Origin of the sequence: Niallia sp., assembly GCF_031978665.1 — a bacterium.
Classification (GTDB): Bacteria; Bacillota; Bacilli; order Bacillales; family Cytobacillaceae; genus Niallia.
In genome coordinates this window covers 1-24,901 of record NZ_DALZDK010000006.1, presented here as the reverse complement: position 1 = coordinate 24,901, position 24,901 = coordinate 1, and the positions used below count along the sequence as shown (strand labels likewise).

Annotated in this window: 38 protein-coding genes; 7 read left to right on the top strand and 31 right to left on the bottom strand. The window is 34.5% G+C overall.

Annotation, left to right across the window (positions count from 1 at the left end):
- Positions 1-38: 38 nt before the first annotated feature.
- Complete coding sequence (locus tag RTL21_RS04580) at positions 39-788, bottom strand: HNH endonuclease (protein ID WP_312093771.1); 750 nt, start codon at positions 786-788, stop codon at positions 39-41.
- A gap of 113 nt (positions 789-901) precedes the next feature.
- Here RTL21_RS04580 and RTL21_RS04575 point away from each other — a divergent pair, with 113 nt between their 5' ends.
- Positions 902-1,042, top strand: a complete 141-nt coding sequence (locus tag RTL21_RS04575) for a ribbon-helix-helix domain-containing protein (RefSeq protein ID WP_224428280.1) — start codon at positions 902-904, stop codon at positions 1,040-1,042.
- A gap of 12 nt (positions 1,043-1,054) precedes the next feature.
- Here the strand turns inward: RTL21_RS04575 and RTL21_RS04570 are convergent, their stop codons facing one another.
- Genes RTL21_RS04570 through RTL21_RS04555 form a run of 4 tightly spaced genes read right to left on the bottom strand, consistent with a single transcriptional unit; the run spans position 1,055 to position 2,727 of the window.
- Positions 1,055-1,402 carry an HNH endonuclease gene (locus tag RTL21_RS04570; RefSeq protein WP_312093767.1) on the bottom strand — a complete coding sequence of 116 codons (348 nt, stop codon included), beginning with the start codon at positions 1,400-1,402 and terminating at the stop codon, positions 1,055-1,057.
- Between the two features lie 13 nt (positions 1,403-1,415).
- Positions 1,416-1,595 carry a hypothetical protein gene (locus RTL21_RS04565; protein ID WP_312093765.1) on the bottom strand — a complete coding sequence of 60 codons (180 nt, stop codon included), beginning with the start codon at positions 1,593-1,595 and terminating at the stop codon, positions 1,416-1,418.
- On the bottom strand, positions 1,595-1,846 hold the full coding sequence (locus RTL21_RS04560) for a hypothetical protein (protein WP_251645190.1): 252 nt from the start codon (positions 1,844-1,846) through the stop codon (positions 1,595-1,597). Before RTL21_RS04560 ends, RTL21_RS04565 begins: the two co-directional genes overlap by 1 nt.
- A 38-nt stretch (positions 1,847-1,884) precedes the next feature.
- Positions 1,885-2,727, bottom strand: coding sequence for a hypothetical protein (locus RTL21_RS04555; RefSeq protein WP_312093761.1), 843 nt, complete (start codon positions 2,725-2,727; stop codon positions 1,885-1,887).
- A 547-nt stretch (positions 2,728-3,274) separates the two neighbouring features.
- Between RTL21_RS04555 and RTL21_RS04550 the strand changes: the two genes are divergently transcribed.
- Complete coding sequence (locus RTL21_RS04550; protein WP_312093759.1) at positions 3,275-3,451, top strand: DUF8096 family protein; 177 nt, start codon at positions 3,275-3,277, stop codon at positions 3,449-3,451.
- A 427-nt stretch (positions 3,452-3,878) separates the two neighbouring features.
- Here RTL21_RS04550 and RTL21_RS04545 read toward each other — a convergent pair whose 3' ends face one another.
- The 5 genes from RTL21_RS04545 to RTL21_RS04525 form a co-directional block, all read right to left on the bottom strand.
- The gene (locus RTL21_RS04545) at positions 3,879-4,037 is read right to left on the bottom strand and encodes a hypothetical protein (protein ID WP_312093757.1); all 159 of its coding nucleotides are present in this window, start codon (positions 4,035-4,037) and stop codon (positions 3,879-3,881) included.
- Positions 4,038-4,246: 209 nt separating this feature from the next.
- Positions 4,247-4,996 (bottom strand): FRG domain-containing protein, encoded by a 750-nt coding sequence (locus tag RTL21_RS04540; RefSeq protein ID WP_312093755.1) that lies wholly within the window; start codon positions 4,994-4,996, stop codon positions 4,247-4,249.
- Positions 4,997-5,045: 49 nt separating this feature from the next.
- Positions 5,046-5,480 carry an ArpU family phage packaging/lysis transcriptional regulator gene (locus RTL21_RS04535; RefSeq protein ID WP_312094017.1) on the bottom strand — a complete coding sequence of 145 codons (435 nt, stop codon included), beginning with the start codon at positions 5,478-5,480 and terminating at the stop codon, positions 5,046-5,048.
- 80 nt (positions 5,481-5,560) lie between these two features.
- The gene (locus RTL21_RS04530; RefSeq protein WP_312093754.1) at positions 5,561-5,710 is read right to left on the bottom strand and encodes a hypothetical protein; all 150 of its coding nucleotides are present in this window, start codon (positions 5,708-5,710) and stop codon (positions 5,561-5,563) included.
- Positions 5,711-5,729: 19 nt separating this feature from the next.
- On the bottom strand, positions 5,730-6,077 hold the full coding sequence (locus RTL21_RS04525; RefSeq protein WP_312093752.1) for a hypothetical protein: 348 nt from the start codon (positions 6,075-6,077) through the stop codon (positions 5,730-5,732).
- 106 nt (positions 6,078-6,183) lie between these two features.
- Here RTL21_RS04525 and RTL21_RS04520 point away from each other — a divergent pair, with 106 nt between their 5' ends.
- Positions 6,184-6,762, top strand: a complete 579-nt coding sequence (locus RTL21_RS04520) for a CBO0543 family protein (RefSeq protein WP_312093750.1) — start codon at positions 6,184-6,186, stop codon at positions 6,760-6,762.
- Between the two features lie 285 nt (positions 6,763-7,047).
- On the opposite strand, the gene RTL21_RS04515 is transcribed toward RTL21_RS04520, so the two are convergent.
- The 16 genes from RTL21_RS04515 to RTL21_RS04440 all read right to left on the bottom strand — a co-directional run bounded on the left by RTL21_RS04515 (position 7,048) and on the right by RTL21_RS04440 (position 15,797).
- Positions 7,048-7,524, bottom strand: a complete 477-nt coding sequence (locus RTL21_RS04515) for a hypothetical protein (protein WP_312093748.1) — start codon at positions 7,522-7,524, stop codon at positions 7,048-7,050.
- 2 nt (positions 7,525-7,526) lie between these two features.
- Positions 7,527-8,078 carry a RuvC family protein gene (locus RTL21_RS04510; protein ID WP_312093746.1) on the bottom strand — a complete coding sequence of 184 codons (552 nt, stop codon included), beginning with the start codon at positions 8,076-8,078 and terminating at the stop codon, positions 7,527-7,529.
- A 12-nt stretch (positions 8,079-8,090) separates the two neighbouring features.
- Positions 8,091-9,401, bottom strand: coding sequence for a replicative DNA helicase (locus RTL21_RS04505; RefSeq protein WP_312093744.1), 1,311 nt, complete (start codon positions 9,399-9,401; stop codon positions 8,091-8,093).
- Entirely contained in the window at positions 9,370-10,221 is an 852-nt protein-coding gene (locus tag RTL21_RS04500) for a conserved phage C-terminal domain-containing protein (RefSeq protein ID WP_312093742.1), read from the bottom strand. The genes RTL21_RS04505 and RTL21_RS04500 overlap by 32 nt, the downstream gene beginning before the upstream one ends.
- Positions 10,222-10,237: 16 nt before the next feature.
- Positions 10,238-10,600 carry a hypothetical protein gene (locus RTL21_RS04495; protein ID WP_312093740.1) on the bottom strand — a complete coding sequence of 121 codons (363 nt, stop codon included), beginning with the start codon at positions 10,598-10,600 and terminating at the stop codon, positions 10,238-10,240.
- Positions 10,601-11,347: an MBL fold metallo-hydrolase gene (locus tag RTL21_RS04490; protein ID WP_312093738.1), complete on the bottom strand. Its 747-nt coding sequence runs from the start codon at positions 11,345-11,347 to the stop codon at positions 10,601-10,603.
- 5 nt (positions 11,348-11,352) lie between these two features.
- The gene (locus RTL21_RS04485; RefSeq protein ID WP_312093736.1) at positions 11,353-12,252 is read right to left on the bottom strand and encodes a RecT family recombinase; all 900 of its coding nucleotides are present in this window, start codon (positions 12,250-12,252) and stop codon (positions 11,353-11,355) included.
- A gap of 17 nt (positions 12,253-12,269) precedes the next feature.
- Positions 12,270-12,431, bottom strand: a complete 162-nt coding sequence (locus tag RTL21_RS04480) for a DUF6906 family protein (protein WP_312093734.1) — start codon at positions 12,429-12,431, stop codon at positions 12,270-12,272.
- The gene (locus RTL21_RS04475) at positions 12,428-12,676 is read right to left on the bottom strand and encodes a hypothetical protein (RefSeq protein ID WP_312093732.1); all 249 of its coding nucleotides are present in this window, start codon (positions 12,674-12,676) and stop codon (positions 12,428-12,430) included. Before RTL21_RS04475 ends, RTL21_RS04480 begins: the two co-directional genes overlap by 4 nt.
- Before the next feature lies 1 nt (position 12,677).
- On the bottom strand, positions 12,678-14,228 hold the full coding sequence (locus RTL21_RS04470) for an AAA family ATPase (RefSeq protein ID WP_312093730.1): 1,551 nt from the start codon (positions 14,226-14,228) through the stop codon (positions 12,678-12,680).
- Between the two features lie 10 nt (positions 14,229-14,238).
- Positions 14,239-14,598 carry a hypothetical protein gene (locus RTL21_RS04465; protein WP_312094033.1) on the bottom strand — a complete coding sequence of 120 codons (360 nt, stop codon included), beginning with the start codon at positions 14,596-14,598 and terminating at the stop codon, positions 14,239-14,241.
- 12 nt (positions 14,599-14,610) lie between these two features.
- Complete coding sequence (locus RTL21_RS04460) at positions 14,611-14,826, bottom strand: YqaI family protein (RefSeq protein WP_312093728.1); 216 nt, start codon at positions 14,824-14,826, stop codon at positions 14,611-14,613.
- 73 nt (positions 14,827-14,899) lie between these two features.
- On the bottom strand, positions 14,900-15,067 hold the full coding sequence (locus RTL21_RS04455) for a DUF6877 family protein (RefSeq protein ID WP_312093726.1): 168 nt from the start codon (positions 15,065-15,067) through the stop codon (positions 14,900-14,902).
- Between the two features lie 63 nt (positions 15,068-15,130).
- Positions 15,131-15,286, bottom strand: coding sequence for a hypothetical protein (locus RTL21_RS04450; protein ID WP_312093724.1), 156 nt, complete (start codon positions 15,284-15,286; stop codon positions 15,131-15,133).
- 11 nt (positions 15,287-15,297) lie between these two features.
- On the bottom strand, positions 15,298-15,567 hold the full coding sequence (locus tag RTL21_RS04445; RefSeq protein WP_312093722.1) for a hypothetical protein: 270 nt from the start codon (positions 15,565-15,567) through the stop codon (positions 15,298-15,300).
- Positions 15,568-15,572: 5 nt separating this feature from the next.
- Positions 15,573-15,797, bottom strand: coding sequence for a helix-turn-helix domain-containing protein (locus tag RTL21_RS04440; RefSeq protein WP_312093720.1), 225 nt, complete (start codon positions 15,795-15,797; stop codon positions 15,573-15,575).
- A gap of 252 nt (positions 15,798-16,049) precedes the next feature.
- On the opposite strand from RTL21_RS04440, the gene RTL21_RS04435 reads away from it, so the two are divergent.
- The 3 genes from RTL21_RS04435 (at position 16,050) to RTL21_RS04425 (ending at position 18,160) form a co-directional block, all read left to right on the top strand.
- Positions 16,050-16,487, top strand: a complete 438-nt coding sequence (locus RTL21_RS04435; protein WP_312093718.1) for a helix-turn-helix domain-containing protein — start codon at positions 16,050-16,052, stop codon at positions 16,485-16,487.
- Positions 16,488-16,503: 16 nt separating this feature from the next.
- Positions 16,504-16,920: an ImmA/IrrE family metallo-endopeptidase gene (locus tag RTL21_RS04430; RefSeq protein ID WP_312093716.1), complete on the top strand. Its 417-nt coding sequence runs from the start codon at positions 16,504-16,506 to the stop codon at positions 16,918-16,920.
- A gap of 82 nt (positions 16,921-17,002) precedes the next feature.
- Positions 17,003-18,160 carry a tyrosine-type recombinase/integrase gene (locus tag RTL21_RS04425; RefSeq protein WP_312093714.1) on the top strand — a complete coding sequence of 386 codons (1,158 nt, stop codon included), beginning with the start codon at positions 17,003-17,005 and terminating at the stop codon, positions 18,158-18,160.
- 115 nt (positions 18,161-18,275) lie between these two features.
- Here the strand turns inward: RTL21_RS04425 and glnA are convergent, their stop codons facing one another.
- From glnA to spoVK, 5 genes are all read right to left on the bottom strand, one after another.
- Positions 18,276-19,586, bottom strand: coding sequence for a type I glutamate--ammonia ligase (gene glnA, locus RTL21_RS04420; protein ID WP_396954419.1), 1,311 nt, complete (start codon positions 19,584-19,586; stop codon positions 18,276-18,278).
- A 63-nt stretch (positions 19,587-19,649) separates the two neighbouring features.
- A complete protein-coding gene (locus RTL21_RS04415) occupies positions 19,650-20,069 on the bottom strand; it encodes a MerR family transcriptional regulator (protein WP_031538273.1) in 420 nt (139 codons plus the stop codon).
- A 111-nt stretch (positions 20,070-20,180) separates the two neighbouring features.
- Positions 20,181-21,449: a methionine gamma-lyase family protein gene (locus tag RTL21_RS04410; RefSeq protein WP_312093709.1), complete on the bottom strand. Its 1,269-nt coding sequence runs from the start codon at positions 21,447-21,449 to the stop codon at positions 20,181-20,183.
- A complete protein-coding gene (hflX, locus tag RTL21_RS04405; RefSeq protein WP_312093707.1) occupies positions 21,450-22,724 on the bottom strand; it encodes a GTPase HflX in 1,275 nt (424 codons plus the stop codon).
- A gap of 177 nt (positions 22,725-22,901) precedes the next feature.
- Positions 22,902-23,855 carry a stage V sporulation protein K gene (spoVK, locus tag RTL21_RS04400; protein WP_312093705.1) on the bottom strand — a complete coding sequence of 318 codons (954 nt, stop codon included), beginning with the start codon at positions 23,853-23,855 and terminating at the stop codon, positions 22,902-22,904.
- A 336-nt stretch (positions 23,856-24,191) separates the two neighbouring features.
- Here spoVK and RTL21_RS04395 point away from each other — a divergent pair, with 336 nt between their 5' ends.
- Positions 24,192-24,806: a Type 1 glutamine amidotransferase-like domain-containing protein gene (locus tag RTL21_RS04395; protein WP_312093703.1), complete on the top strand. Its 615-nt coding sequence runs from the start codon at positions 24,192-24,194 to the stop codon at positions 24,804-24,806.
- Positions 24,807-24,901 lie beyond the last annotated feature (95 nt).

The window sequence follows — 24,901 nt, the reverse complement described above, 5'->3', positions numbered from 1 at the left end:
GGAAATTTAGAAGCGAAATTATTTTGGCGGGGGGTCAATTAGCTACCTCTTTTTAATATCTTATCTCGTTTTAACGTATTACATTTTCTATGTGCTAACTTAACATTATCCCATGTGTGTGTTCCTCCTTTGGAGATAGGAATAACGTGTTCGATACTTGGATAGTAATCATCATTTGTATCAGTATATAAATCAAATGACTTATGGCAGAGATAACAAATCGAACCATCTCTTTTTAATAACCTTTCGATTGAAATACTCCAATCAACACGACCATTCGCCATTATTCTTTTTCTTCTAATTAATTCTCTTCTTCTGTTTTCATATTTATTCGAACAGACTTTTGAACAAAATGTTGCTCTCATTCTGTTGGATACAAAATGTTTACCACATTCCTTGCACTTCTTTTGGTGTTGACTCTTTTTCAAGTCTTTCTTTTGTCTTAGTACTTCCTTTTGATGTTCATATGAACAATTTTTGCTACAATAAATCTTATTATTTTTTGTAGTGATAAAACTCTTCTTACAACAAAAACAAACCTTTTCGACCTTGTGATCCTTTTTCTTTCTTATCGTTAATTCCTTTTTGTATTCATTCTTACAGTGAATCGAACAGCAATCTCGAATTTTGTAATTCCTGAATTCATTTCCACAATACTTACAGGTTTGTTTCCTACCTTTATTTTTCTTATTAAATTTTGCGCGACACGCATCGCTACAAAACTTAGTAGTGCTATATCTTGAAACTGTTTCAACTCCGCAATTCTTACAAACTATTACACTACTCATTTTATATTCACTCCTCAAAATACAATACTATTACATTACTTATATTGTAACATGATGAAGTATTGTATTCAACATTACTTATATGGTAATATCAACACAAAAGGAGTGATTGTATGAAGAAACGACAAACATATACTTTAGAACAAGAAACAATTGATTTACTTAAGAAAACTTCAGAAGAAACAATGATTCCACAAGCTAGAATAGTTGAAGAAGCTATAAAGGAAATGTGCAAGAAGTTATCGTCTAAATGATAGCTTCTTTTTTCACCACCTTTCATCATGCGCCCACTTGTTAACCTTCTTATTATTGAATCCATGTAGATAACGTCCATGTTCCTTGTTATGGCAATTAACACAGACTGTCTCAAGATTATCCTTATCTGTTGCCAACTCTGGATACTGTTCAAGCTCCTTAATGTGATGGACAACAAGAGCTATCTTCTTTCGTTTTGCTTTCTCACTGTATTCATTCTTATCAATGGCTACTCGTCCTTGCCTTTTACATTCCTGGCATTCGTATGAGTCTCGCTTCTTTATGTCTTCACGAAGCTTCTTCCATTGACTACTGTTGTAGAACTTAGCTTTCTGTTCTTTTGTTTTATATTCAGCCATCTAGCAACAATCCTTATTCCTTATCATCTTTTGTTTGCTTGGCTTCAAGTCTTATTGTATAGTCATTGTCCTTTGCATCATAATCAATGTAAGCTACATCAAAATCTTTGAATAACTCCACGATCTTTTGTTTAGCTGCTTCTTGTATTTTGTTTTCCATATCATTCAACCTTCTTTCTCCAATTGAAATCATTAAACCAATTCAGTTATAGATTCGGCTTCTCCATACGTGAGACCAAACACTTTTACTTTGCTATTCATAACATGGACAAGTTCGTCACTATACGCATTGTTATAGAACTTTTCTTTAGCATCAAAAGATACTTTCGGAACTGCTATCACTTCTTGGATTCCTTCTGCTTCTATTCCTACAAAAACAAAAGAAGCACCATTTTCACGCGCTCCCTTAAAAGTATTAGTTAAATGTTGTTTAGTTAATTTCATTTCGATTCTCTCCTTCTTTCTCCAAAATAAAAAGCACCTCATTGGGTGCCTACATTCTTATATTTTCTATTAAATTTAGTCATACACTTATAATTTAACCAATCATTTATTGCGTTTGTTAGAGATACTTTTATTTCTTTTAATGTTGGGATTTTACTCGGAATCGGAATCTTTGTAACACCATGTCTTGATAAAATACCAGATGCATCTCGCGAGTTCATGTATTGAGAATATTGATATATCTCATTTAGTGAAGTTAATAAAAATTCAGGAAGATCTTTAGAGTTTTTACTCTTAATTAATTTGCTATTATTTGAACCTAATGATAAATCACTTTTTATATTCTCAATAATTTTATATGTATTAACTAAAAAGTATACAATTTCTTCTTGGCTCATTGCTAATAAAATTATTACTTCTCTTACAAGAGAATCAGAAATCAACAAATTAATAACATCTTCATCAAATTCCGAAGAATAATAACCCTTTTTATCTTTGTAGTATTCACATACCTCAGAATCAAAAGGATTTGAGAGTTCATCAAACATAATGTCGATATCTTCTTCCCAAGACGGAGTATCATAACGATATCCATTATAGTAATTTAAACTCTTTGGAGAAATAATCTTTTCTTTCCCATGTAAAACTCGTATTCCACTAACCAACTGTAATAATATCTTTAGCCGAGCATACGCTCTTGAAGCATCATTCTCATCTAAAATATTCACATGAGGAGAAGTGAAATACGGATCACCTGATCCTTCAATATTACAAAAAGCAAAGTGATTTCCTAAATGCCATCTAGTAATACCGGGATTTTCATAAACCCTGATTGTGTATTGTTTATTATTATATAATCTTTCTTCCATAACTCCTTCCAACTCCCTTCTCCCTAATTATCAGAGAAAAGAAATAAATGGACAAATGCTATCGTTCGACTTTTATCGACAATAATTTCAATGAATACTTAATGTTCTTTTGCATTTTAAAAGACACTCTTTTCTTTCTTTTTATTTCTTTTCTTTTCTTTTGTGTACTTATTGCATACAATTTTTGAGTTATTGCATACATGATGTAAACAGAAAATACAGTTTATGTTAACAATAACCCTAGTTAATGCATACATTAATTCTTGATTTTTAATCTTGAACCCTTTTTAACAAACTATATAGCATTTTTGAGTTAGAGCTAGTTAGAGTTAGTATGAGAGAGATAATCGATACCATAATTATGTGAAATCAAACATTAGTAGTATTTTTGAGTATAAGTGAGATAATTAAATATAATCTTCTTTAATCGTCTGATAGGAGTTTGTGAATTGATTAAAACTCACTTTATTCCATTAAAGACCACTCTATTTTCACCAACATTCCATGTATAATAAATCCGTTAAATATAATTAAATTACAATTACTGTAGGTGATAACAATGTCAGAAGAAAAAGAGAAAGGTTACGACACATCAATCATTTATGATTACAAAGATCACCCAGATAAACAGGCCGGAATCTGTGATAACTGCGGCAACGCTCAATTCAAGAGTTCCGTTAAGGATTATGTTTTCCTACGCGAATGCCGTGAATGTGGAATGAAGAAGACTATTTAATTTATTTTCATTCACGAAAAAATACCGTAACCAATATAGATTACAGTAATAATAAGATATTTGCTCCCATAGATATTAATTAGGTATTTGCAGATACCTAATTCTAATTAGGAGTGAAGTATATTGATCACTTTCATAAAAAAGGTAATAAAGAAACTTTTTCGCCCCACAAACTTTACGTTTATTTTCTTTGCGGTGATTATTATTAAAGGAAATGATGCCCCCTAATAATTTTTAACAGCTCTCTTCGGAAGGCTGTTTTTTTCTTTTCTCTACACTATATGTTACTAAGAGTAATATATTCATTTCGTATACACTTTGTAATTTATTTTTATTAAAGTATATTTCGATATGCTTGAGACTTACAGCCATAAGCATTTATCTTTTTTAGTTAATGTAGTTACTGCTATAGCAGCTGGCATAGTAATTAAGCATTCCTATAAGCACCACCCTTACCACGCTTCATTCCGCGTTTATTGCTCCCCATTAACTCACACAACTCTCTTTCGTGTAATTTAATTTTATTTGAGTTAATTTTCTTCAACTTCTCTTTGGTGTCAGTTCGTAGATGATCTTTTAGTTTCATAATCACCACATCCTATAATAGTTTTCAGACTTTCAGAATTGGCCTATTTCGCATTTTAAATAGATTTATAGACAAATACCTTAGATAATACAAAAACGCTCCTATGAGTCTAGGAACGTTCTCTTTTGATTTATTAACTTAATATCATAATAACATGGTTAAAACCTAATGCTCTGCCGACTTCCTGCCAAATTACTGCCTCTTAACTGTCAATCATACCTATTTGTTGTAATAACTTTTGAAAGTCCATCTAAATCAGGGAAAACACTAAAATGATTAACTCCTGCCATAGCTAGAAATATAGATAAATCAAAACCTATAGCATCCGGTATTTCGATTTCTGTGATTATTCTCGAATTCCCTCCTGCTTGATATACTTCTTCATCTAATGGTAATAAACTTCCTTGCATAGTGAAATTTCCTTGTTGTGCATTAATTCTATTAGAATTTTTTATCGAAGCAACTGCTCTAGAATTTTGTAAACTCCTTACAGTTTTAAAATAATCCTGTTCAGTTCTTAACACTTCAATCGTAGATGAACTATTCAATAGTTCATTTAATCTAATTGGATTTACCAACCATAAACTAGGTTTATTTTTACCTAATTGCCATCCCTGCCTTGCAAAGTAAAGAGCTGTTGGTAAAGAAGTTGTCCAATCTAAAAACCTTGTAGGTAACCCATGGTGCTGCATTACAAACATCAGTGACCAAATGTTCTCTATTTTATGCAAGTTATATCCTGTATGAAAAAACTCATATGTATAGTCATTTTCTAACTTCAATATACTTTGTAGGTCACCGCGTTGTCTGAATAAACTTGAGTTTAATTTATAATCTAAATGATCTCCGTTCGTCCCTAGATTACTATGTCCTCTAAACCAAACTTGTCCATCATTTTCTTCAAAAAAATCTCTTATTTTATTCATAAAAATATTCCAATCGCTTGAAAATCTTCTCAAAGTCCCACCCCATTAAAATTAAATAAAGCACCCTAATAAATAAGAGTGCTCATTTTTCAATATTATAAACCTCAATTTTTAGCAGAAAAGCAAGCTTGTAAAATATTCTCGCTTTTAGTCGATAATACCTTCTTTCACTGTAACCAAGCTCAATATAAATTTCATAATCAAATACTTCTTCATCTTGCAAGTACTTTTTAACAATAATTTCTCGCTCTCTAGGAGCTAACCGATTAACAGCTCGCCTAATCCACTCGATGTAATTCTCACGTTCTCTTTCGAAGTCCACGTTCTTGATAGCAATATCTTCTGTTGTTGAATGAAATTCATTTGTATTAGTTGGAGGAACCAGTGAATATGTAGCTGTTAATTTAGGCAGCCTTTCTTCTGGAATAGTCAGTAAGTAAAATCGATATTTTTCAAATGCTGCTTCTACTGCTTTTTTAGTTGCGTCACGATCTATCTCAGGAAGCACAAAAGACATTTGTTTCAATGCGACTCCCCCCATGATATAATTTATTTAGGTTGTTTTATTTAATGCTGGGAAGAGTTTCCTGGCTTTTTTTAATTATCCTCATTCGTTTTATAAACAACCATAATATGTTCTCCATATTCAGCTGTTAAGCACATTTGGATGTTAATTATTTCTACATTTCGATTTCTAGCTAACCATTTATTTACTGAGTTTTCATCATTACAATATATTTGAATCATTTCCCTTCACCCTTCCTTTCTACAATTCGGCATTATCTTTTGCTATTTCAAATTGTTCCTCTGTGATTTCTAAATGAATAGGTTTATAATGTTTTAGCCATCCCTCAACGTCATAACTAACTATTGCGTTTTTGCCGAACTTTTCTAACATGTATTTTTTATGTCTAGCTGATTCTTCTTTTACATTTTCTAAATCTTCTTCTGTTGGTTTTTCTAAATCTTTTCTCCAAATTAGAAAGCCGTTTTCAATATCATCAAGGGAAACATCTAACTCTGGATCACTCCAATCTCCAACGTCCATATTGGCAGCTAAGAATCGATTTCCTTTTGATTTATTTTTCAGTGCTATTACTGGGATTTTTCTCATGATACCCTTCCTTTCTGCAAATAAGTTTTGTATCGTGATAAAAAAAGTATACTTTTGAATACCAGGGGAAAAATATTACCATATTATTCAAAGGGAGAGAATATATATGAATCCATCTCAAAATCAAAAAATTGAAGATTTAAAACAATTGGAAACCGAATATACAAAAGAGTGGTTCGACTATTGGCTAGAATATTCAAGCCTAAATGATTGGCAATTTTGGATTGTTCTATTATTATTGATTGTCCCGCTAATAACCCTCTATAGTTTTATAGATAAAAGGAAAGCACTACTTATTGGATTTTATGGTTATAATGTTCATGTTTTTTTTACCTATATAGATGCTTTGGGAGCAAATAATGCATATTGGTTTTATCCATACAAAGTATTTCCTCTGTTAGCTTCAAACTTTACTTTAGATGCTTCTTTAGTTCCTATATCATACATGTTCATCTTTCAATGGACTTTAAACTATAAGAAAAATTACTATTTTTACATGACATTTCTTTCTGCTGCCTTTGCTTTCATTTTCAAACCTTTAATGTCCACTTTAAATTTATTTGAATTGGATAAAGGAGCAAATTACTTACATTTATTTGTAGGATATATTATTGTCGGTCTAGTATCTAAATGGGTAACAAATTTATTTGTATATTTTCAAAATAAAGTACAAAAGAAATATTGAATAAAAATATACTTTTACGAAAGACAAGAATTAATTACTTTCTTTTGTACAGTTGTTTTCTGTTCTTCTTAACTTTTACCATCAACGGATGCTCGCCCCCCCTTTACAACGTGGGTAAGTTTTATCATTATAAAGCGTCCCATGTCCATTGCACATCAAGCATACTGTCATATCAAACAGGCTTGTTATGCTCATTTTAGTACCCTGTATCTTGTCTTATATGGTTCACTTTGGTTCCTCCTAAAATTCGTTTCTCTCCCTCCCGAAGGAAGGAGAGTGAAGTTATTAATCTAATGAATCCTCATCATTTGGAGAAGCAAAAGGATCTCCATCTAATTCATCTTTTTCTCCTACATCTTCTAGAGAAAGTTGGTCTGGGCTGATATTAGCTGTTCCATCTTTGCCAACTGAATAAGAAATGCCCTCATGCTCTTCCTCAAAATCATCAGCACTCATTTGAGTTTCAACGATATGAAGCGTTACATCTGCCCCAGCCTTCTTATAGAAATTGAATGTATTTTCAGCAGAAGCATCACCTTTTACAATGAACTCCAAAACAGTTTTTTTGCTATCCTTGGTGGATTTGCTAAATTCACATTTTAGCTTATGTTCCACTCCTTCAATTTCTAAAAGAACCATTTCACGAGTAAGTTTGTTAAGTTCCGGCTTTTTCTCATCTTCACCTTTCACATGGAATTGCACCAATTCCTTTTTGCTATCTTTCGTCTGCTTATTAAAATGCGCTTTTACAGTAACTTGCATGGTTATTTCGCTCCTTTTAAGATAGTGTCAATTACTTGTGCTTGATAGTGTATTAGTTGAATAGAGTCCGTTTCTTGAACGATAAAGTGACTTAATGCTATTTGCGCAAGCACATAAGCGTCTATAACGTTGTCGCTTTTATGGCTATAGTTAAAATGTTCTATTACAGCTTGCTTTACTGCCTTTTTCTTTTCTGGACCAGATAATCTTTTCTTATTTCCTGCTTCTCCTGTCCATCCAGTAACACCAACATATTTTTTTAAAGCATTAGGTGCAACTTCAATATAATTAATCTTCCTGGCATCAAGAGCCATTCGAATGCCCCAGCCAATTCCACCGTTTTGAATAGCTTGTTGTGAAGCAAATCCGAATCCTTCAATGGCAATAATGTCATCTTTATGAATATGGTCCATTACATCTACAATCATTGTTCTCATCCGTTTTGGATCCACAGTACCTATTCCAGTAATCTCTTTTTCTCTTAATATTTGACCATGTTCATCCAAAGCGACAAAGCCTGTCTTAGTGGACGGATCTATACCTATGAACCTCATAATCTCACCTTCTTATTTACTTTGTAATTCACTAAAATGCTGTTTCCACCCTTGAAATAACAATCTAAAATCATTTAGGCCTGTGTCTCTTCCCTTTGCTATTGTTTGTTGAATAACTTTCCCACCCATTTCCGTATCATCTGGATTATGCCAAAGGAACTCAACTACATCTGCATCTTGTTCAATGGATCCTGATTCTTTTAGGTGCGACAGCTGCGGTTTTAATGCTTTTTCAAACTCACGAGACATTTGAGATAGCATATAGAAACAACACTCTAGTTCTCTTGCAATCTGTTTAGCTGCTCCTGTAACATTTCCGATTGCTTGCGATCTGCTTTCACCTTTACGCTGTGGAATGTTCATAATTTGTAAATAGTCCACTGCGATTAATGCTATTTTTCCGTGCTTTTTCTTAAACTGTCTTGCAATCCCTTTAACTTCATCAATCGTTATATAAGGCTTGTCTTGTATGAAAATAGGCAGGAACTCAAAACCTTCATAAGCATTTTTTAACGTATCTAGTTCCTTTTCACTCAAGGTTTTTGCTTTAATTCTTTGATAAGGAATACCAGTAACAGAAGACATCATTCTGTCTTTCAGTTCGTCTTCTCCCATCTCTTGAGAAAATATAAGGACCACACCTTTATGTTGTTTAGCAGCTCCATAACACGTTTGTAACATCTTAGCCGTTTTACCTACTGATGGTCTTCCAGCACTCACATATAACCAACCTCGCCATAGTCCCTTCGCCCAATTATCAAAGAACTTGAACTCTGTTTTTATGTAATCCGCTTGGGTTGATAGGTGCTTAAAGTAATCTTCTTTACTTTCGGAAAAACTTCTCATTTTCACGTTATCTTGCGGTCTCATTTCACCGACTAATGCTTCAATAGATGAGAAATACTCTTCGTCCGTTTCATAATCATCCCTAGTCATTCCCTTGATGATTTCGCCCATATTCTTTGTTCTTCGCTCTAATGCCTTCGAACGAATAATCCTTGCGTAATATTCTGCGCTGGCTGTAGAAGGACAGGCGGCTGTTAAATCCATTAAATAAGATACCCCGCCCATATTTTCTACTTGTCCGAATTTTACATAGGTTTCTGTGACCGTTACTATATCAACAGGAACGCTTCTCTTTTCTAGGTATCTCATAACCTTGTAAATCTGTTGGTGTCTTTGTGATGAGAAATCTCTAACTTCTAGAAAAGTAATTTCATCTAAAACATTTGAATCAATAAGGATAGCCCCTAATACGGATTGCTCAACCGATATATCATTAATTTCTTGTTCAGCTGCTCCAATCGAACTCAGAAGGATCACCCCCAGCTTCTACAAATTTAGAGAATGCTATTTCCTTATCTCTAATATCTTGGTGAGGTTGTTGCTGTTTAGAATCAGACTTGGACTTTTGATTTACATAGTTCTCAAAATTCTTCTGGCTAAATAAAGTAGCTGGTCTAAGATATTGACTCATCTTGTCATCTTGCAGCCATTCTTCACATTTCACATCAATAACACGTTTGAAGTCGTCAACTGTTCTACCTTCATTCATCCGACCATTTATAAGCTTTTTATTAGCTTCTGACTTATGGCTGTAGTTCTTTCCTGCCTTTTCATTTAAGTAAGAAAGGATTTCAACATAAACGTTATTATCTTTATTTCTTTTCTTTTCTTTTACTTTCTTTTCTTTTGTGGTGTTATTGTCATCATTTTCAGGATTAATGTCATCATTAACCGAGTTATTGTCTACAATAACTTCTTTTACTAGGTCATATTCTTGTTTTATGATCACTCCTTTTCGTCTATTGACGGCAAGAAGAAATCTTTTCTGGAACCCTTTTGAAGTAAGGATTCCGTACTTTTCATATAAATCTTGATGAAAGAACCCCCACTTCAAACATTCCTGAACAACCTCATTGACAAAGTCTGCTGTCTCCACGATTTTCATTGAAAAAACATATTGCTCTTTTTCCGTCCAGTGATAGAAATAGCCATTCCTATACACCTCCATCATGAGACGAACGATCACCCCAAAACCTCGCATGCCATATTTAGCTACAACAACTATGATTTTTTCGTCTTGGTCAATATCAGTGTCCAGCGGAAAGTATTCGAGTCCTTCTTTTGTTGGTCTTGCCATCTGAATCACCATCCGATCATTGCGTTACTAGTTGTTCTTTAATAAAGGACGTCAATTGTTCTGCGAATCTATATCTATCGTCTTTCTCGTCGCCATCAAATTCAGCATTTAACCACCGGTTAATCATTTGGTCTACTTGCATTACTGTCCTTGTTTCGTTATTTAACTTGTATCCGTTCGCTATCGCTTGAATGTATTTAGTAGGATGTTCTAATGCGAATTTTTTCAGTGTGATAGAATCCCCGATGTTTTCACTTGCTAAATTTATTATCTGAATAAGCAAGAGATTGATTTCTTCTTCACTTACAAGGCTTCCCCACGATCTTTTTATTCCTTCAAATGCGTTATATACTTCAAGTGGTAGTTCAACTTTCTCCACTTAAATCACCTCAATTTTGTAATGTTCGTCTTGTTTGTATCCTTTTTTCATCAATGCCCTCATAGTAGTCATTTTGGCTAGCGCAGGCATGTTATTTTTGCTTGATAAATGAGTTAGATATATTTGCTCCCCTAGACCTTGAATGAGTCTAGAAAGGGCTGTGGCTGTCTGCTCATTAGATAAATGTCCTACATGTGATAGAATCCTAGCTTTTACACTGTTAGGATAGTCCGATACTTCCACCATGTTAGGTTCATGATTGGATTCAATAATATAAATCTGGGAAAACTCCATCTTCTCAAGCATGGTTTCATCTACATGGCCAGTATCTAAACAAATAGAGCATTTGTAATTCATATAATCCGTTACTGTATATCCAACAGGATCATAAGCATCGTGGTGAGTCTTGAAGGATTCAATAAAGAACTTATCCTCAAAATTAATGCTCTCTCCTGCTTTAAATGTTCTCTTTAATTCTTCATCTACATTGGGTATAGACTTCCATTCGTTCTCTGCAGCATAAACAGGTATCTTGTATTTATTAGCCAGTGCCAAACCTTGTACATGGTCCTTATGGGCATGTGTGATAAAGATGGCTACAATGCTTGTTGGTGAAATACCTACTTCCAACAACCTTTTTTCAATCTTTGTTTTAGCAATACCGACATCGACTAGAATAGTAGATTGATTGGAACGAATGGCAATCACGTTGCCACTCGAACCACTTGCTATAATGTCTACTTTCATAAGCCTTAGTCCAAACTGTCCGCACTAGATTCTTGAACTTCTTTCAAATCGATATGCATGTCCAATAAATCATTTAATCCAGTTAATTGCGCTAACGTTGGGTTTTTACCAACTAAATCAGGAGCATGTTGAGCAATATAATCTTCTTTTGCTTGCTTACCTTTGATGCCTAACTTTTTGAATTTCTCATTCATATCTGCTTTTACTTTTTCAATTGGATTCAACTCTTTTGTTGCTTCTGGTTTTGGTTTATCAATCACTTCTGTTGTAGGAGTGATATCTTTTCTTTCTTGTGGTTTGTACTCTGGAATACTGTTTTCTGGCTCGCCATGAGTGATTGTTTCATCCTCAAATTCTAGTCCGTATTGTTTCTTTAATGCACGTTGCTGTACGTGTTTTCCGAACATATCAGCAGTCCATTTATTCCAGTTATCTTTATTTTGGCCAGTGAACATATGAGATACTTCTTCAATGTCCATAATCACCGTTACAGGTCTATGTCCATCACGATAAGCAATAGAATAAGCACCAATGATTTTTCCTCGCGGGAAACCAATTTCATGAAGGACTACTTCCATTTCCCTAGTTTCTTTGTTCATTGCGATTTTAAATTCATCATTCTCATGCACCATTTGTGTATCTGGTGGTTGGAAACCTTCTTGTAATCTAGCCTTTGCAAGATACGCTTCTGCAGCAAACTGAATACGAGCTGTATTTCCATATTTGATAAAGAAAATTTCATTTTTGAATGGATCCAAGCCATAAGAAGCTGCTTTATGTGCGAATAATAAAAACTCCTGGTCATTTGCTGTTGGTGCAATAGATGTTCTAATCACTTGTAATACTTCTGGTTTAAATGCTTCTGTAATTTCCGGTGTATATTGTACGATTGAGTTATTAGCCATTAATTAAAACCTCCGAGTTATCGATTATTTTTTAATATGTCTCTAGTGGTACCTGTGTTTCTATGAATCAATGAAACTTTCTCACCATGGTTTTTATAAATCAGCCAGTTGTCGGGATTAAGACCAGCTTTTCGAATGTTTTCTTTTTGTTTGCGAGTGGGATTCTTTCCTTGTTTCACTCTTCTTCCTCCTCGTCTTCGTATACAAATCTCACTTTTTTTCCTTTATGTTCTATTAGGAAGTTTTCTAACAAACTAGCAAAATCACCAGGTCCAACAAGATCACGTTCCAAAATTGCATCTTCTGGACATTCTGACAAAGGACCAACATGCATTACCTGCTTACCATCGATGACTAGCTTCTCTCTTCTACATCCCTCCCAGCCCTCGCTGGACAGGACTTTAACTACAACTACATCGGACATATTAGATCACCTCAATATCAACTGTTATTTCATCATCATCAGAAATGCTTTCTACTTTCAATTCCTGCCCTGCCACCACTCGGCAAAGTATCAACTGTCCTAATGGCTCTTTAAACTTTGTAATGGACTCAGCATTATCAATAAACACTGGTGTAATCAGTTCACTTTGAGCAGATAACACATCCCTTAATTCCAATCCTGCTTTAATGGTTTCAGAGAGTGATAGCTTGCTATAAGGTTTGCCATCCATTTCAATTTCAAAGTCTGACTTAATTTCTCCATCTGTCTTATTCTGTTTGAACAATCTAACTGAAAGAGTAGTGAATAAGGCTTGTACTTTTTCGGCCTGTAATTCAGCTTCTTTTGCTTTGTAATCCTTGATGCCATCTAAAATAAAGATGGATTCATTCAGCGTTTCTAAGCACTCTTTTTCTTCTACTTTTGCTTGTTCTACCTGCTCCACGTAATGCTTGTAATCTTTATGTTTAGCAATCTCTTTTTCTAGGGGTTCTATCTTAGATTGCAATTCGTTAAGTTTTTCTCTTGTTTCTGAAACATCGATATATTCCAATGTTTTTAGTTCTTCTTCCAGTTTTTTTCTTTGTGCAATAACAGTATTGAAAGAAGTTTTAAACTTACCAATTCTTTGCTGTTTTTCTTCTTCTGCAGCCTTTAAGGAATCATCTTGCAAAGGCTGTTTACAAACGCGGCAATGGTCCTCAATCTTTTCTTCTTTAAGCAGAGACCAATCATTTTTCATGCTGTCTCTTTCTCTATTCAGATTGTGAATTTGAGTATTGAGCGTATTGATTCTTATGTTTACATCACTTGCAGAATCGTTGATTTCATCTAGTTCCGCACGTTGCTTAAGTAATGGCTTCAATTCAGCTTGCAATGACTCTAATGGAACACTTGGAGCATGATATTCTAATTGCTCTTTTAGTGTTTTTGTTTTACTTTGTGCTGCACTATACTGTTTATCTAGACGCTTCTTTTTATCAGAATGTGCAGCCTTAATATCATCAATAGATTGCTTTTTTAATAACGGTTCTAGTACTTCTGATTGCTTGTCTAGCATATGCTTTAATACTTCTTTTTTAAGTGGAGCAGAAACATATTGCAGTAAGATGGCCCTTTGCTTTTCCCAATGCATAGTGAAAAAATAGTTTGGATTATATAGCGAAAAGAACAAATCCTTATCAAATAATTCACTCACAAAGTTATTAAATTTTGTTGCTGGTGTTGGCACTTCGTTTACATAGCATTGTGATTTAGATTTTTTTAATACTCTTTCTAAAAGCACTTGTTTTCCATCTACTTCAAGCAATAAAGACACTTTTGTTTCATCTGAATCGTAAGTAATTGGTGTTGGATCTAGTTTACTTCCGAATGCATCTGTGTTATAAAGTAACCATGTGATCGATTGAGGAATGGTTGATTTACCTTCCCCATTGTCCCCAGTGATATCAGTTCTCTCGCCAAAGGAAACCAAAATATCACTGTGGGCTTGGAAATCTATTAGTTTTAATTCCTTAAATTCAATTTTCTTCATAACGTCCTCCTTATCTGATTGTTCTTCTTGGAAATGCTTTAGAACTTCTCTTTCTTTCTGCAGCAATAAAATTATTAATTGTATGTTTCTCTACACCTAAACCTTCTGCAATATCTTGAAGCCTAGCCCCTGATTCATATTGGATATAGACAAACTCTTTATCTTGTTCATCTAAAATCTTGTTATTTGAATTAGCTTGCTTGCCATTTTTATATCCATTCATCGAAGCTTCTTTTCTCTTCATTTCATGAATGTTTGAAAACTGACCACCTCTTGGCTTCTCTGTAGGTACAATAGGATGCTTTGCTATGTAAGCCAAGCGCTCTTCTTCTGTCATCTGCCAAACAATGACTTCACCGTGTAAGCCCATTTTATAAACCTCCTATTCTGCTGTTTTATATTTGAACCCTAATTCTTCAATGAGATAATCTTCTAAATTGGATTCAAGAATGACATTTCCGTTATGCTCAATAATTGAATCACCAACTAATATTTCATCACTGAAAAAATCAGTGCCGGCATGCTCTGGTTGTGCAACCATATTTGGATATCCAGTTTGATTAATTTGGGTTACTACCGGATGTTCTAGCTCGCTCATATGCTTCACCTCCTTAAAATATTCATTGATTCGTTCATCAAATTTTGCACATTGGCTAAAAAGGAAAGGCTATTCAGCCTTTAACAAATCGCTTTGCAAATCTTAATTGTTGCTCGATGTATGGATCTGTTTCTTTACCTCCACTTGCTAACCAATCGCCAATACGTTGATTAATATCTTTCAATACAGGAAGTGGTAATAGGTGCGCTATTGATGTTATTTCTTCCAGTGGATTTTTCATTACTTCACACCTTTCTTAGCTTCCAACAAACTTTGCTTTTCTTCTGAATTAAGCTTTAGCCATTCAGCTGGTTTGATTTTCATTTTGTGGTCCTCCTTTTTCATGCTTATCTAAATATTTTTCACTTTCGTTTGAAGCCCATATTGCGACATTAATTCTGTTCTTCAAGTACATTGATACCGCTAAACTCATAAACATTTCTGCTTTTTCTAAGTGCATTAGATCACCGCCTAATGAGTTGGTTGTTCTTTAATCCAAGTTAAAATAAATTGTTCTGTTTCTCTTGCTGGGAAGTACCATTTTCCACCGACTTTGTACTTTGGAAATCTTGGATCATAAAAGAATTTTTCTTTGATGTTGTTGTCACTCATATTTGTCTGTTTCATAAGTTCCTTCATATCCCATAAGGTACATCTATTTTCTAACTCATTTAACTTTTTGCTTAATTCTTGAAGAAACTGTTGTTCTACATATTTTTCATCAATGTTTACACTGATCAAGTCAATCACTCCACAACTTGTATTTCCGTCATTCTAAGTAAATTTAAATCCATTTCTATACAAGAAGCTATTTTGTACAAAGATTCAGCACTTGGCATATATCTTCCTTTTTCAATGTCAGAAATATAACTTCTCGATAGGCCTGTTGTTTCTGAAACATTTAGCTGCGTAAGTTTCTTCTCCTTTCTTTTTTCTTTAATAAGAGCTCCAAGCTTTTCTTTGTCTAACATGCTTTAACACCTCCTGTTGTTGCTCTCAATTTCTATAACTGAATTGTATTGTATTCACGACAAATAGTAAAACCTCAAAATAAACTAAAATTGAGCATATTTAAGCATTTCAGAGAAATACACTGGTATACACGACATAATACTTAAAAATACTTGTATTTACGTCATTTTAGGCATTGTATTACCGACATTTTGTTATTATAATAAAAATATCAAGTCGGAATTACCGACAAAATGGAGGAACATATTAAAATGTCTATAGGGGAAAAAATTAAAATACATAGGAAAAAAGCTGGTTTGACACAAGTTGTCCTAGCAGAAAAAGCAAATATGTCCAGATCATACTTAGCTGACTTAGAAAGAAACAGATACAATCCAAGCCTTGATACTTTAACTGCTATTGCCGAAGCGTTAAATATTAACGTTAGTAATCTACTAGATGATGAAGAAAAGGAAAAATCGTTTGAACCTGAGTTGACTGAAAAAGATGAAAAAGACATACAAAAAGAATTACAAAAAATGATTGATGGTCTTGAAGGTAAAAATGGATATGCTCATTTTAACGGAGAATCAATTGAGGATATGGATCAAGAAGACAGAGAGTTACTTATTTCCTCATTAGAAAATTCTTTGCGAATTGCTAAACGATTAGCTAAACAAAAATTCACTCCAAAAAAATATAGAGACTAGGAAGTGTCGGGGGTCAATGGAGCATATAGAGAAAAAGGTTAGAACCTTACTTAAGAGATACAAAACATCTAACCCAATTAAGTTAGCTGAGGCGTTAGGCATCGTAGTTGTTCACGAAAACCTAGGTAATACATTGGGCTATTACAGTAAACATTATCGATTTAAAATTATTCATTTAAACGAAAAGTTAGGTGAGGATAAATTAGAGTTTGTGTGTGCTCACGAACTTGGACATGCTATTTTACACCCAGACTCTAATACTCCATTTCTTAAGAAAAACACCTTATTTTCTACAGATAAAATTGAAATGGAAGCTAACATATTTGCTATGAATCTTTTATTTAAAGAAAAGGATTTAAACAGTCAGTTGACTATGGAATTAGCTTTAAATAAGTATGGGATTCCACAAAAATTATTAACTAAATTTTTTTAACTCTAAAACAGAACGTATATTCCTATAAGGAGGTGATGAAACTTTTTTGTGCTCTTAAATTAAACGAAAGGAAAGATTAAAAATGGCGACTTTTCATAAATATAAGAAGAAAGGATCTAAAAAGGACTTCTGGGAATACAGAATTTACTATCAAGATCCCATTACTCGAAAAACAAAAGAAAAATCAAAAAAAGGATTTACAAGTAAACCTGAGGCAAAGTTAGCTGCAGAAGAAATGGAGAGATTGATAAGGGAAGGATACGAACAAACGGACATTCCTCTAAAAACCTATTTAAATGAATGGCTAATCGAATATAAAAAAGGTTCTGTTCGTAAAAACACTTATGAATTACATGAGAGAAATGTTAAAAATCATATCATCCCCTACTTTAAGAACATTCTTTTAAAAGATGTTAAGCCGATGATGTATCAAAAATTTATTAATAACCTCCATTCCTTAAGTTATAGCAAAAGAACAGTAGAAATTATCCATGGGACTATGTACAACGCATATGAGAAAGCAATCATACTTCAAAAAGTCGAGAAAAACCCATGCGTTGGAGTTACTATAAAAGGTGAAGAAAAACCACGTGAGATTAAATTTATAGACTCTGAAGACCTGTCGAATTTTCTAAAAGAAGCATATAAGGATGATTATATTTATTGGATATTTTTCAAGGTCCTTATTGAAACCGGAATGCGAAAAGGAGAAGCCGGAGCTTTACAATGGTCCGATATAAACCTTAAAGAGCGCACCATAGATATAAATAAATCACTCGATTTTAAAGAAGCGTTCAGTAACCCAGATAAAATGTTCGGAGATGTAAAAACATATCGCTCAAATCGAATTATCACAATTAGTCAAGGACTTGCTAATGATCTACACTTTCATAAAAAGTTTCAAAATCATAACAAATTAAGCTTAACCGATAATTATAAACACGATTTAAATTTAGTGTTGTGTAGAAATGATGGGGATTATATGCCTAAATCAACTTTAGCAAATGCTTTTGCGAGAATACTGAGAAAAGCTAATCTCCCCTCTTTGCCAATTCATTCAACAAGACATACTCATGCTGTTTTACAAATGGAAGCCGGAGCAGATATGAAATACATTCAAGAAAGGCTTGGTCATGGAAGTATAAGCATTACATCAGATGTATACTCTCATATAAGTAAAAAAATCGAAGAAGATAGAATGAAAAAATACGAAGAACATATGAAAAATGTTCTTGAATAATTTATTGGAATAAAATCGGGCATTTATCGGGCAGCCCTTTAAATTAAAGTATTATTAATAATTTGCCCGAAAAAAAAGAAAGCCCTGATACTTGATATACCAAGGCCTTCCCTTCTTAATACATTTCCATGTATTGATCTCTCTCCCATGGATGAACTTGCGTGCGGAACATATCCCACTCAATCTCTTTTGCCTCAATAAAGTGAACGATGATATGCTCTCCGAGAGCGTCGATCATTGTTTCGTTTTGTTTTAACTCTTCTAATGCATGTGCTAATGTTGATGGTAAATCAACAATGCCTTCTGCAATTCTTTCTTCTTTGCTCATGATGTAGATATTTCTATCTACTGGAGCTGGAGGAGTCAATTGGTTTGCGATTCCGTCAAGACCTGCTTTAAGTAATGCTGCCATTGCTAAGTATGGATTTGCTGCTGGGTCCACGCTACGTACTTCTACACGTGTGCTTAAGCCGCGTGAAGCTGGAATACGCATTAATGGTGAACGGTTTCGAGCAGACCATGCCACATAGCAAGGTGCCTCGTAACCAGGTACTAGGCGTTTGTATGAGTTTACAGTCGGGTTTGTAATTGCCGTAAAGCTAGTTGCATGCTTACCGATACCAGCAATAAATTGTAATGCTGTTTCGCTTAATTCTAACTCACCATTTGGATCATAGAATACATTTTCACCATTTTTGAATAGAGAAAGGTTGCAGTGCATCCCTGATCCATTCACACCGAATAATGGTTTTGGCATAAATGTTGCATGTAGACCATGCTTACGAGCAATCGTTTTTACTACTAATTTAAATGTTTGGATTTGGTCACATGCAGTAATTGCATCTGCATATTTGAAATCAATTTCATGCTGACCAGGTGCAACTTCGTGGTGAGATGCTTCAATTTCGAAGCCCATCTCTTCTAATTCTAATACGATATCACGACGACAGTTTTCCCCTAAATCAGTTGGTGCTAAATCAAAGTAACCACCATTATCGTTAAGTTCTAGAGAAGGTGCGCCTTTTTCATCTAATTTGAATAAGAAAAATTCTGGCTCAGGTCCAAGATTGAAATGAGTGAATCCTAAATCTTCCATCTCTTTCAATATTCTTCTTAGATTGTTACGAGGATCTCCTTCAAATGGTGTTCCATCTGGATTGTAGATATCACAAATCAAACGTGCAACTTTTCCTTTTTCAGCAGTCCATGGGAATACAACCCATGTATTTAGATCAGGATATAGATACATATCTGATTCTTCAATACGAACAAAGCCTTCGATAGATGAACCATCAAACATCATTTTGTTATCCAACGCCTTATCTAGCTGACTAATTGGAATCTCCACGTTTTTGATTGTTCCAAGGATATCCGTAAATTGTAAGCGGATAAATTTTACGTTACTTTCACTTGCAAACCTTCTAATGTCATCTTTAGTGTAATTTTTAGCCACGACTATTCCTCCTGCTCCCTGCTTTTCTTTTTTTATCTATTTTTGAAAATAACGAGACATGTCTCCTTGCCTCATAGAGGGACGATGAGTATTATTAAAGCGACCTGCATTTAATAATTCTTTGCGCAATAACTTGCGTAAATCCTCATCCGATAATTCTCTGCGTGCTTTTTCTGCTTCTTTCTTTACTTCGTCTGTCAGCACTTGTTTTTCTTGAACAGAGAAGATTTGTTTAATTCCAGCAAGGTTTACTCCTTGATCAATTAGATCTTTAATCTCCAATAATTTATCAATATCCGATAATGAAAAAAGTCTTCTATTGCCATCCGATCTTGCTGGAGCCACTAATTCGTGTTCTTCATAGTAACGAATTTGTCGAGCAGACAGCTCTGTTAATTGCATGACAATACTTATTGGAAAAAGAGGCATCGATCGACGAATTTGACTACCAGACATAGCATTCGGCTCCTTTAAAATGATTTAATCCACCTTCATTATATGATTGGGAAAAAAAGATGTCAACTAATGTTACAAATTCTTCCCAATTCATGTTACTGATTACTATATTCATATAGTAATCAGTTTTTGTTCTAATAAACGATTAATCGCAATGCAAATAGCAATTTTCACATGGGAATAGGTTAATCCCCCTTGAACATAGGCAACATAAGGTGGTCGAATCGGACCATCTGCTGTTAATTCGATGCTTGCTCCTTGAATAAATGTTCCAGCAGCCATAATAACATCATCTTCATAACCTGGCATGTAATTTGGATAAGCTGTTACATGGGAGTTAATTGGCGACGCATATTGAATAGCCTGGCAAAAAGCAATCATTTTGTCTTTATCATCAAACTGAACAGACTGAATAAGATCCGTTCTTTTCGTATTCCAGCTAGGAGAGGAATTCATGCCTAATCGCTCTAGCATTGCCGCTGTAAAAATAGCTCCTTTTAAGCTTTGTCCCACTACATGCGGTGCAAGGAAAAATCCTTGGTACATCTCTTGAAGACTGTACAGGGAAGCTCCTGCTTCTGCCCCAATTCCAGGAGACGTCATTCGGTAAGAACATGCTTTCACATATTTCTCTTTCCCAACAATGTATCCTCCTGTTTTAGCAATACCGCCACCTGGATTTTTAATTAAGGATCCTGCCATTAAATCAGCACCTACATGACATGGCTCCAACTCTTCCACAAATTCCCCATAGCAATTGTCTACAAAAACAACGACATCTTCTTTAATCTCTTTTACAAAGGCAATCATCTTTTCAATTTCTGCAATGGTAAAAGAAGGTCTTGTCGCATATCCTTTCGAACGCTGGATGCCAATCATTTTTGTATTAGCATGGATGGAAGCAGCAATTTTCTCATAATCAGGCTGTCCGTCTGCAAGTAAGTCTACACTGTTATAGCCAATATTAAACTCACGCAGCGACCCGATTCCTTCGCCTCTGATTCCAACAATTTCTTCTAGCGTATCATACGGTTTTCCGGTAATATAAAGCAGTTCATCGCCTGGTCGAAGAATGCCAAACAGTGCTGTGCTGATGGCATGTGTGCCAGAAATGATTTGCGGTCTAACTAATCCAGCTTCCCCGCCAAATACTTCTGCATAAATACTTTCTAGCGTGTCACGGCCAATGTCATCATAACCATAACCAGTTGATGGAATAAAATGTGATTCACTGACTCTATGATTTTGAAAACTCGATAATACCCGAAATTGATTGCCATCAATTCTTTTATCAATCCCTTGATGCACTTCTTCAATTTGTTCTTCTACTTCATTTACTAACGCTTCGAGCTGTGTTCCATATGTTAACTGCTTGTACATTTATTTCTCCCATTCCTCTATTTCTATAGGCTTTTTGTATTTTAATATAGCATGTTCATTTAATGCATACCCTTTACATATATAATTTTGCGTTTCTTCATCAAAAATTAAGCTACGTAAGACGGTTTCATTTTTTAGTTGAGACAATAACTTCCCATTATTACTTTCAACCGTTGTCTCATAATACTCCATGCTTTCAATCATGATTTGTTCAATCTTCTGCTTTAGCTGTTCTCTGTCTTCTTTATCAAAAGCACTGATTAAAATGCTATCGGTTTTCGATGTTGGCACAAACTTTGGATGCACTAAATCTTTTTTATTATACACGGTTATATGCGGTATCGCAGGTATTTCCAAATCCTCTAGTAATTTATGGACCGTATCTTCATGCTGATAATATTCCTCATTCGAGCTATCGACCACATGGAGCAGTAGATCTGCTTCCCGTACCTCTTCTAGTGTAGAACGGAAGGCGGCAACTAATGTGGTTGGCAAATCTTGAATAAAGCCTACCGTATCTGTAATAAGCACCGAAAATCCGCTTGGCAAAATCATTTTTCTTGTCATCGGATCCAATGTCGCAAACAAGATATCCTCTTCAAATGAATCTGCTTCAGAGAGACGATTAAATAACGTCGATTTCCCAGCATTCGTATAGCCGACTAATGCAAGTTGGAAGGCTCTGTTTTTCTTCCGTCTCTCGCGATAGCGATCACGATGCTCCACAATGACACTTAATTGTGTTTTAATGTCATCAATTCTTCGTCTAATATGTCTTCTATCAGATTCGAGCTTCGTTTCACCAGGACCTCTCGTCCCAATCCCCGCTCCTAGTCTTGATAATTGGAGACCTTGTCCACCTAATCGTGGCAATAAGTATTGCAATTGAGCTAATTCTACTTGCAGCTTTCCTTCTTTTGATCTTGCTCTTGAAGCAAAAATATCTAAAATAAGCTGGGTGCGATCAATGACTCTTGCCTCCAAGTTCTTTGACACATTTCGAACCTGGCTAGGTGATAATTCATCATTAAAAATGATTAAGTCTGCTTCTAATTCTTCTGCAAGCATTTCTAATTCTTCTACTTTACCTTTGCCAATATAAGTAGAAGGATGAATTCTTTCTCTCATTTGGGTTAATGTCGCAACCACTTGTCCATTCGCCGTTTTCGTTAAGTTTGCTAGTTCTTCCATTGAATATTCAAATCTGGCCGCATCATTCTGTGTCTCACAGCCAACCAGGATTACTTTTTCTTTTTCTACTTTGGTTTCTTTCAACTATGTAAACCTTCTTTCCATGCCGAACTTTATCTATTATAGCAAACAAACAGCGTTTCATCTATTTGCTCCTTATAAGGTTACCCAAAATGTTTGTTAGTAAAAATGGATTTTATAAAAGAACAGTAAAAAGCTATCCCAAAAGAAATTTCCTCTTTTAGAATAGCTAACTAATCCTTATTTTTCTTTGGGGTCAAGGACAATATCATTACTTCTTAATGTCATTAATTCATATTTATCATAATTACTTTGCAAAAGTAAACGCATTGCTTGAGCTCTTATCGATTTTTCGATTATATTGCGGATGTATCGACCATTAGAAAAGCTTTTGGGATGCTGGACATTGCGAACATAGGTAAGATGCTCCTTTAACTTTTTTTCCGCTTCATGACTTAATGCATACTCTCTTTCTTTTAACATCCGATCGGCAATCTCCATTAATTGATCAGTAGAGTAATCTGGGAAGTCTATGACAAGTGGGAATCTGGAATGAAGGCCAGGATTTAACGATAGAAAAAAATCCATTTCTCTTGAGTAGCCTGCTAATATTAAAATAAAATCATGCTGCTTATCTTCCATATGTTTGACTAATGTATCGATTGCTTCTTTTCCAAAATCCTTTTCCCCACCTCGCCCTAATGAATAGGCTTCATCAATAAACAGAATCCCTCCCATTGCTTTTTTGACGAGATCCCTCGTTTTCTGCGCCGTATGTCCAATGTATTCGCCAACTAAATCAGCGCGCTCTGCTTCGATTAAATGACCTTTTGATAAAACGTTCATTTTTTGAAAAAGCTTGCCAATTAATCTGGCAACGGTTGTTTTCCCTGTACCTGGATTGCCTTTAAACATCATATGCAATGCTTGTTTACCCGTTTTCAAGCCATTTTCTTCTCTTTTTTTATTCACATAAATCCACGCGTATATCTCTTTTATCATTTTTTTCATTTCGTCCATGCCAACAAGGCTTCCTAATTCCGCTTCAATTTCCCTAAGTGCTTCGTGTTCACTCGGAACAGTTCTGGGGATTGACTCAGCTTCTGGCTTTTCCTTTGGAAGAACCTTCTTTTTCTGTGAGTTGATTACTACGCTGATCTGTCCATTATTCTTCATCCGGATTGGATGCTCCAAAAGCCACACCTCCTCTAAAAACAAAACGCTAAAAAACTTGCACATTAAAAGCTTCATTTATTGTGTTTTTACTTTTTACATCCATTCATACTGCTTGCTACTATTCCCCATTGTTAATGTATATTCAGAACCCCTTCTATTCATTAAACTATTTTTAGATTATTTTTTTATTCTTCTTCCATGCCTAGTCTATAGCGAAAAATGCAACTATTTTCAACGAATACTTTAGTCATTGCAACTGTGAATATAAATCAAGATTTATTGCTTTTTATGGTAAAATACAGATAATTAATTCAATATTCAAGAAACGGAAAATTTCTTAAAGGGTGATAAGAAATGGCTAACCTATTTTTAACTTCAAATGGCTTTTATACAGAAACAATTAAAAACGAATTTTTAACCATACTAAAAAAACAGAGGACGAATCCAAAAGCTGTCATTATCACCACCGCCTCCCCACTAAAAGAAAAGAATAAATTTGCACTTAAAACGAAAAATGATTTTTTAGAAATGGGCATAAACCAGGTGGATTTTATCGATGTGGAAGTGGAAAAAGGAGAAAAGCTAGAGGAGTATAATATCATTTATATTAATGGTGGAAACCCATTTCGCTTACTTTATTTTATGAAAAAAAGCGGGGCTGACTCCATACTAAAATCGTTGTCTAAACAGAATGCTATCTTAATAGGAGCAAGTGCTGGTGCGGTCATTTTAGGACCTTCTATTGATGTAGTCCAGTATTTTTCTCCTAAAATGAATGAGGTAGGCTTGAATAACTTCACAGCATTAGCGCTAACAGAGATCGCTATCTTTCCACATTATGATAGGGAAGATGCTTTTAAAGATGCTTCTGGGAAAAGCATTGAGGATCGTTTGATAGAATTTGAAAGGGTACATGATATCTCAATAACTAGATTACGGGACGATGAATACATCCTCAGCAATAGATAAATTCTATATGGAGAGAAAGGTCCAAATAAAAAAGCTTGAGAAAGTTTAAAATGTACCCTATAGAGTAGACACTAAAAAAAAGTCTACCTGTAGGG

What these genes read in the sequence shown, in the direction of transcription:
- RTL21_RS04450 (WP_312093724.1), bottom strand. Translation starts at nt 15,286, where the DNA reads ATGCACTTAGAAAAAGCAGAAATGTTTATGAGTTTAGCGGTATCAATG.
- RTL21_RS04565 (WP_312093765.1), bottom strand. Translation starts at nt 1,595, where the DNA reads ATGATTTCAATTGGAGAAAGAAGGTTGAATGATATGGAAAACAAAATA.
- RTL21_RS04510 (WP_312093746.1), bottom strand. Translation starts at nt 8,078, where the DNA reads ATGAGGTTCATAGGTATAGATCCGTCCACTAAGACAGGCTTTGTCGCT.
- RTL21_RS04470 (WP_312093730.1), bottom strand. Translation starts at nt 14,228, where the DNA reads ATGAAGAAAATTGAATTTAAGGAATTAAAACTAATAGATTTCCAAGCC.
- RTL21_RS04430 (WP_312093716.1), top strand. Translation starts at nt 16,504, where the DNA reads ATGGAGCATATAGAGAAAAAGGTTAGAACCTTACTTAAGAGATACAAA.
- RTL21_RS04415 (WP_031538273.1), bottom strand. Translation starts at nt 20,069, where the DNA reads ATGTCTGGTAGTCAAATTCGTCGATCGATGCCTCTTTTTCCAATAAGT.
- RTL21_RS04525 (WP_312093752.1), bottom strand. Translation starts at nt 6,077, where the DNA reads ATGAGAAAAATCCCAGTAATAGCACTGAAAAATAAATCAAAAGGAAAT.
- RTL21_RS04485 (WP_312093736.1), bottom strand. Translation starts at nt 12,252, where the DNA reads ATGGCTAATAACTCAATCGTACAATATACACCGGAAATTACAGAAGCA.
- RTL21_RS04410 (WP_312093709.1), bottom strand. Translation starts at nt 21,449, where the DNA reads ATGTACAAGCAGTTAACATATGGAACACAGCTCGAAGCGTTAGTAAAT.
- RTL21_RS04550 (WP_312093759.1), top strand. Translation starts at nt 3,275, where the DNA reads ATGTCAGAAGAAAAAGAGAAAGGTTACGACACATCAATCATTTATGAT.
- RTL21_RS04530 (WP_312093754.1), bottom strand. Translation starts at nt 5,710, where the DNA reads ATGATTCAAATATATTGTAATGATGAAAACTCAGTAAATAAATGGTTA.
- RTL21_RS04475 (WP_312093732.1), bottom strand. Translation starts at nt 12,676, where the DNA reads ATGTCCGATGTAGTTGTAGTTAAAGTCCTGTCCAGCGAGGGCTGGGAG.
- RTL21_RS04490 (WP_312093738.1), bottom strand. Translation starts at nt 11,347, where the DNA reads ATGAAAGTAGACATTATAGCAAGTGGTTCGAGTGGCAACGTGATTGCC.
- RTL21_RS04465 (WP_312094033.1), bottom strand. Translation starts at nt 14,598, where the DNA reads ATGGGCTTACACGGTGAAGTCATTGTTTGGCAGATGACAGAAGAAGAG.
- RTL21_RS04455 (WP_312093726.1), bottom strand. Translation starts at nt 15,067, where the DNA reads ATGAAAAATCCACTGGAAGAAATAACATCAATAGCGCACCTATTACCA.
- RTL21_RS04500 (WP_312093742.1), bottom strand. Translation starts at nt 10,221, where the DNA reads ATGGCAAGACCAACAAAAGAAGGACTCGAATACTTTCCGCTGGACACT.
- RTL21_RS04520 (WP_312093750.1), top strand. Translation starts at nt 6,184, where the DNA reads ATGAATCCATCTCAAAATCAAAAAATTGAAGATTTAAAACAATTGGAA.
- RTL21_RS04545 (WP_312093757.1), bottom strand. Translation starts at nt 4,037, where the DNA reads ATGAAACTAAAAGATCATCTACGAACTGACACCAAAGAGAAGTTGAAG.
- RTL21_RS04425 (WP_312093714.1), top strand. Translation starts at nt 17,003, where the DNA reads ATGGCGACTTTTCATAAATATAAGAAGAAAGGATCTAAAAAGGACTTC.
- RTL21_RS04580 (WP_312093771.1), bottom strand. Translation starts at nt 788, where the DNA reads ATGAGTAGTGTAATAGTTTGTAAGAATTGCGGAGTTGAAACAGTTTCA.
- RTL21_RS04460 (WP_312093728.1), bottom strand. Translation starts at nt 14,826, where the DNA reads ATGAGCGAGCTAGAACATCCGGTAGTAACCCAAATTAATCAAACTGGA.
- RTL21_RS04570 (WP_312093767.1), bottom strand. Translation starts at nt 1,402, where the DNA reads ATGGCTGAATATAAAACAAAAGAACAGAAAGCTAAGTTCTACAACAGT.
- RTL21_RS04435 (WP_312093718.1), top strand. Translation starts at nt 16,050, where the DNA reads ATGTCTATAGGGGAAAAAATTAAAATACATAGGAAAAAAGCTGGTTTG.
- RTL21_RS04575 (WP_224428280.1), top strand. Translation starts at nt 902, where the DNA reads ATGAAGAAACGACAAACATATACTTTAGAACAAGAAACAATTGATTTA.
- RTL21_RS04535 (WP_312094017.1), bottom strand. Translation starts at nt 5,480, where the DNA reads ATGTCTTTTGTGCTTCCTGAGATAGATCGTGACGCAACTAAAAAAGCA.
- RTL21_RS04515 (WP_312093748.1), bottom strand. Translation starts at nt 7,524, where the DNA reads ATGCAAGTTACTGTAAAAGCGCATTTTAATAAGCAGACGAAAGATAGC.
- RTL21_RS04560 (WP_251645190.1), bottom strand. Translation starts at nt 1,846, where the DNA reads ATGAAATTAACTAAACAACATTTAACTAATACTTTTAAGGGAGCGCGT.
- RTL21_RS04440 (WP_312093720.1), bottom strand. Translation starts at nt 15,797, where the DNA reads ATGTTAGACAAAGAAAAGCTTGGAGCTCTTATTAAAGAAAAAAGAAAG.
- RTL21_RS04395 (WP_312093703.1), top strand. Translation starts at nt 24,192, where the DNA reads ATGGCTAACCTATTTTTAACTTCAAATGGCTTTTATACAGAAACAATT.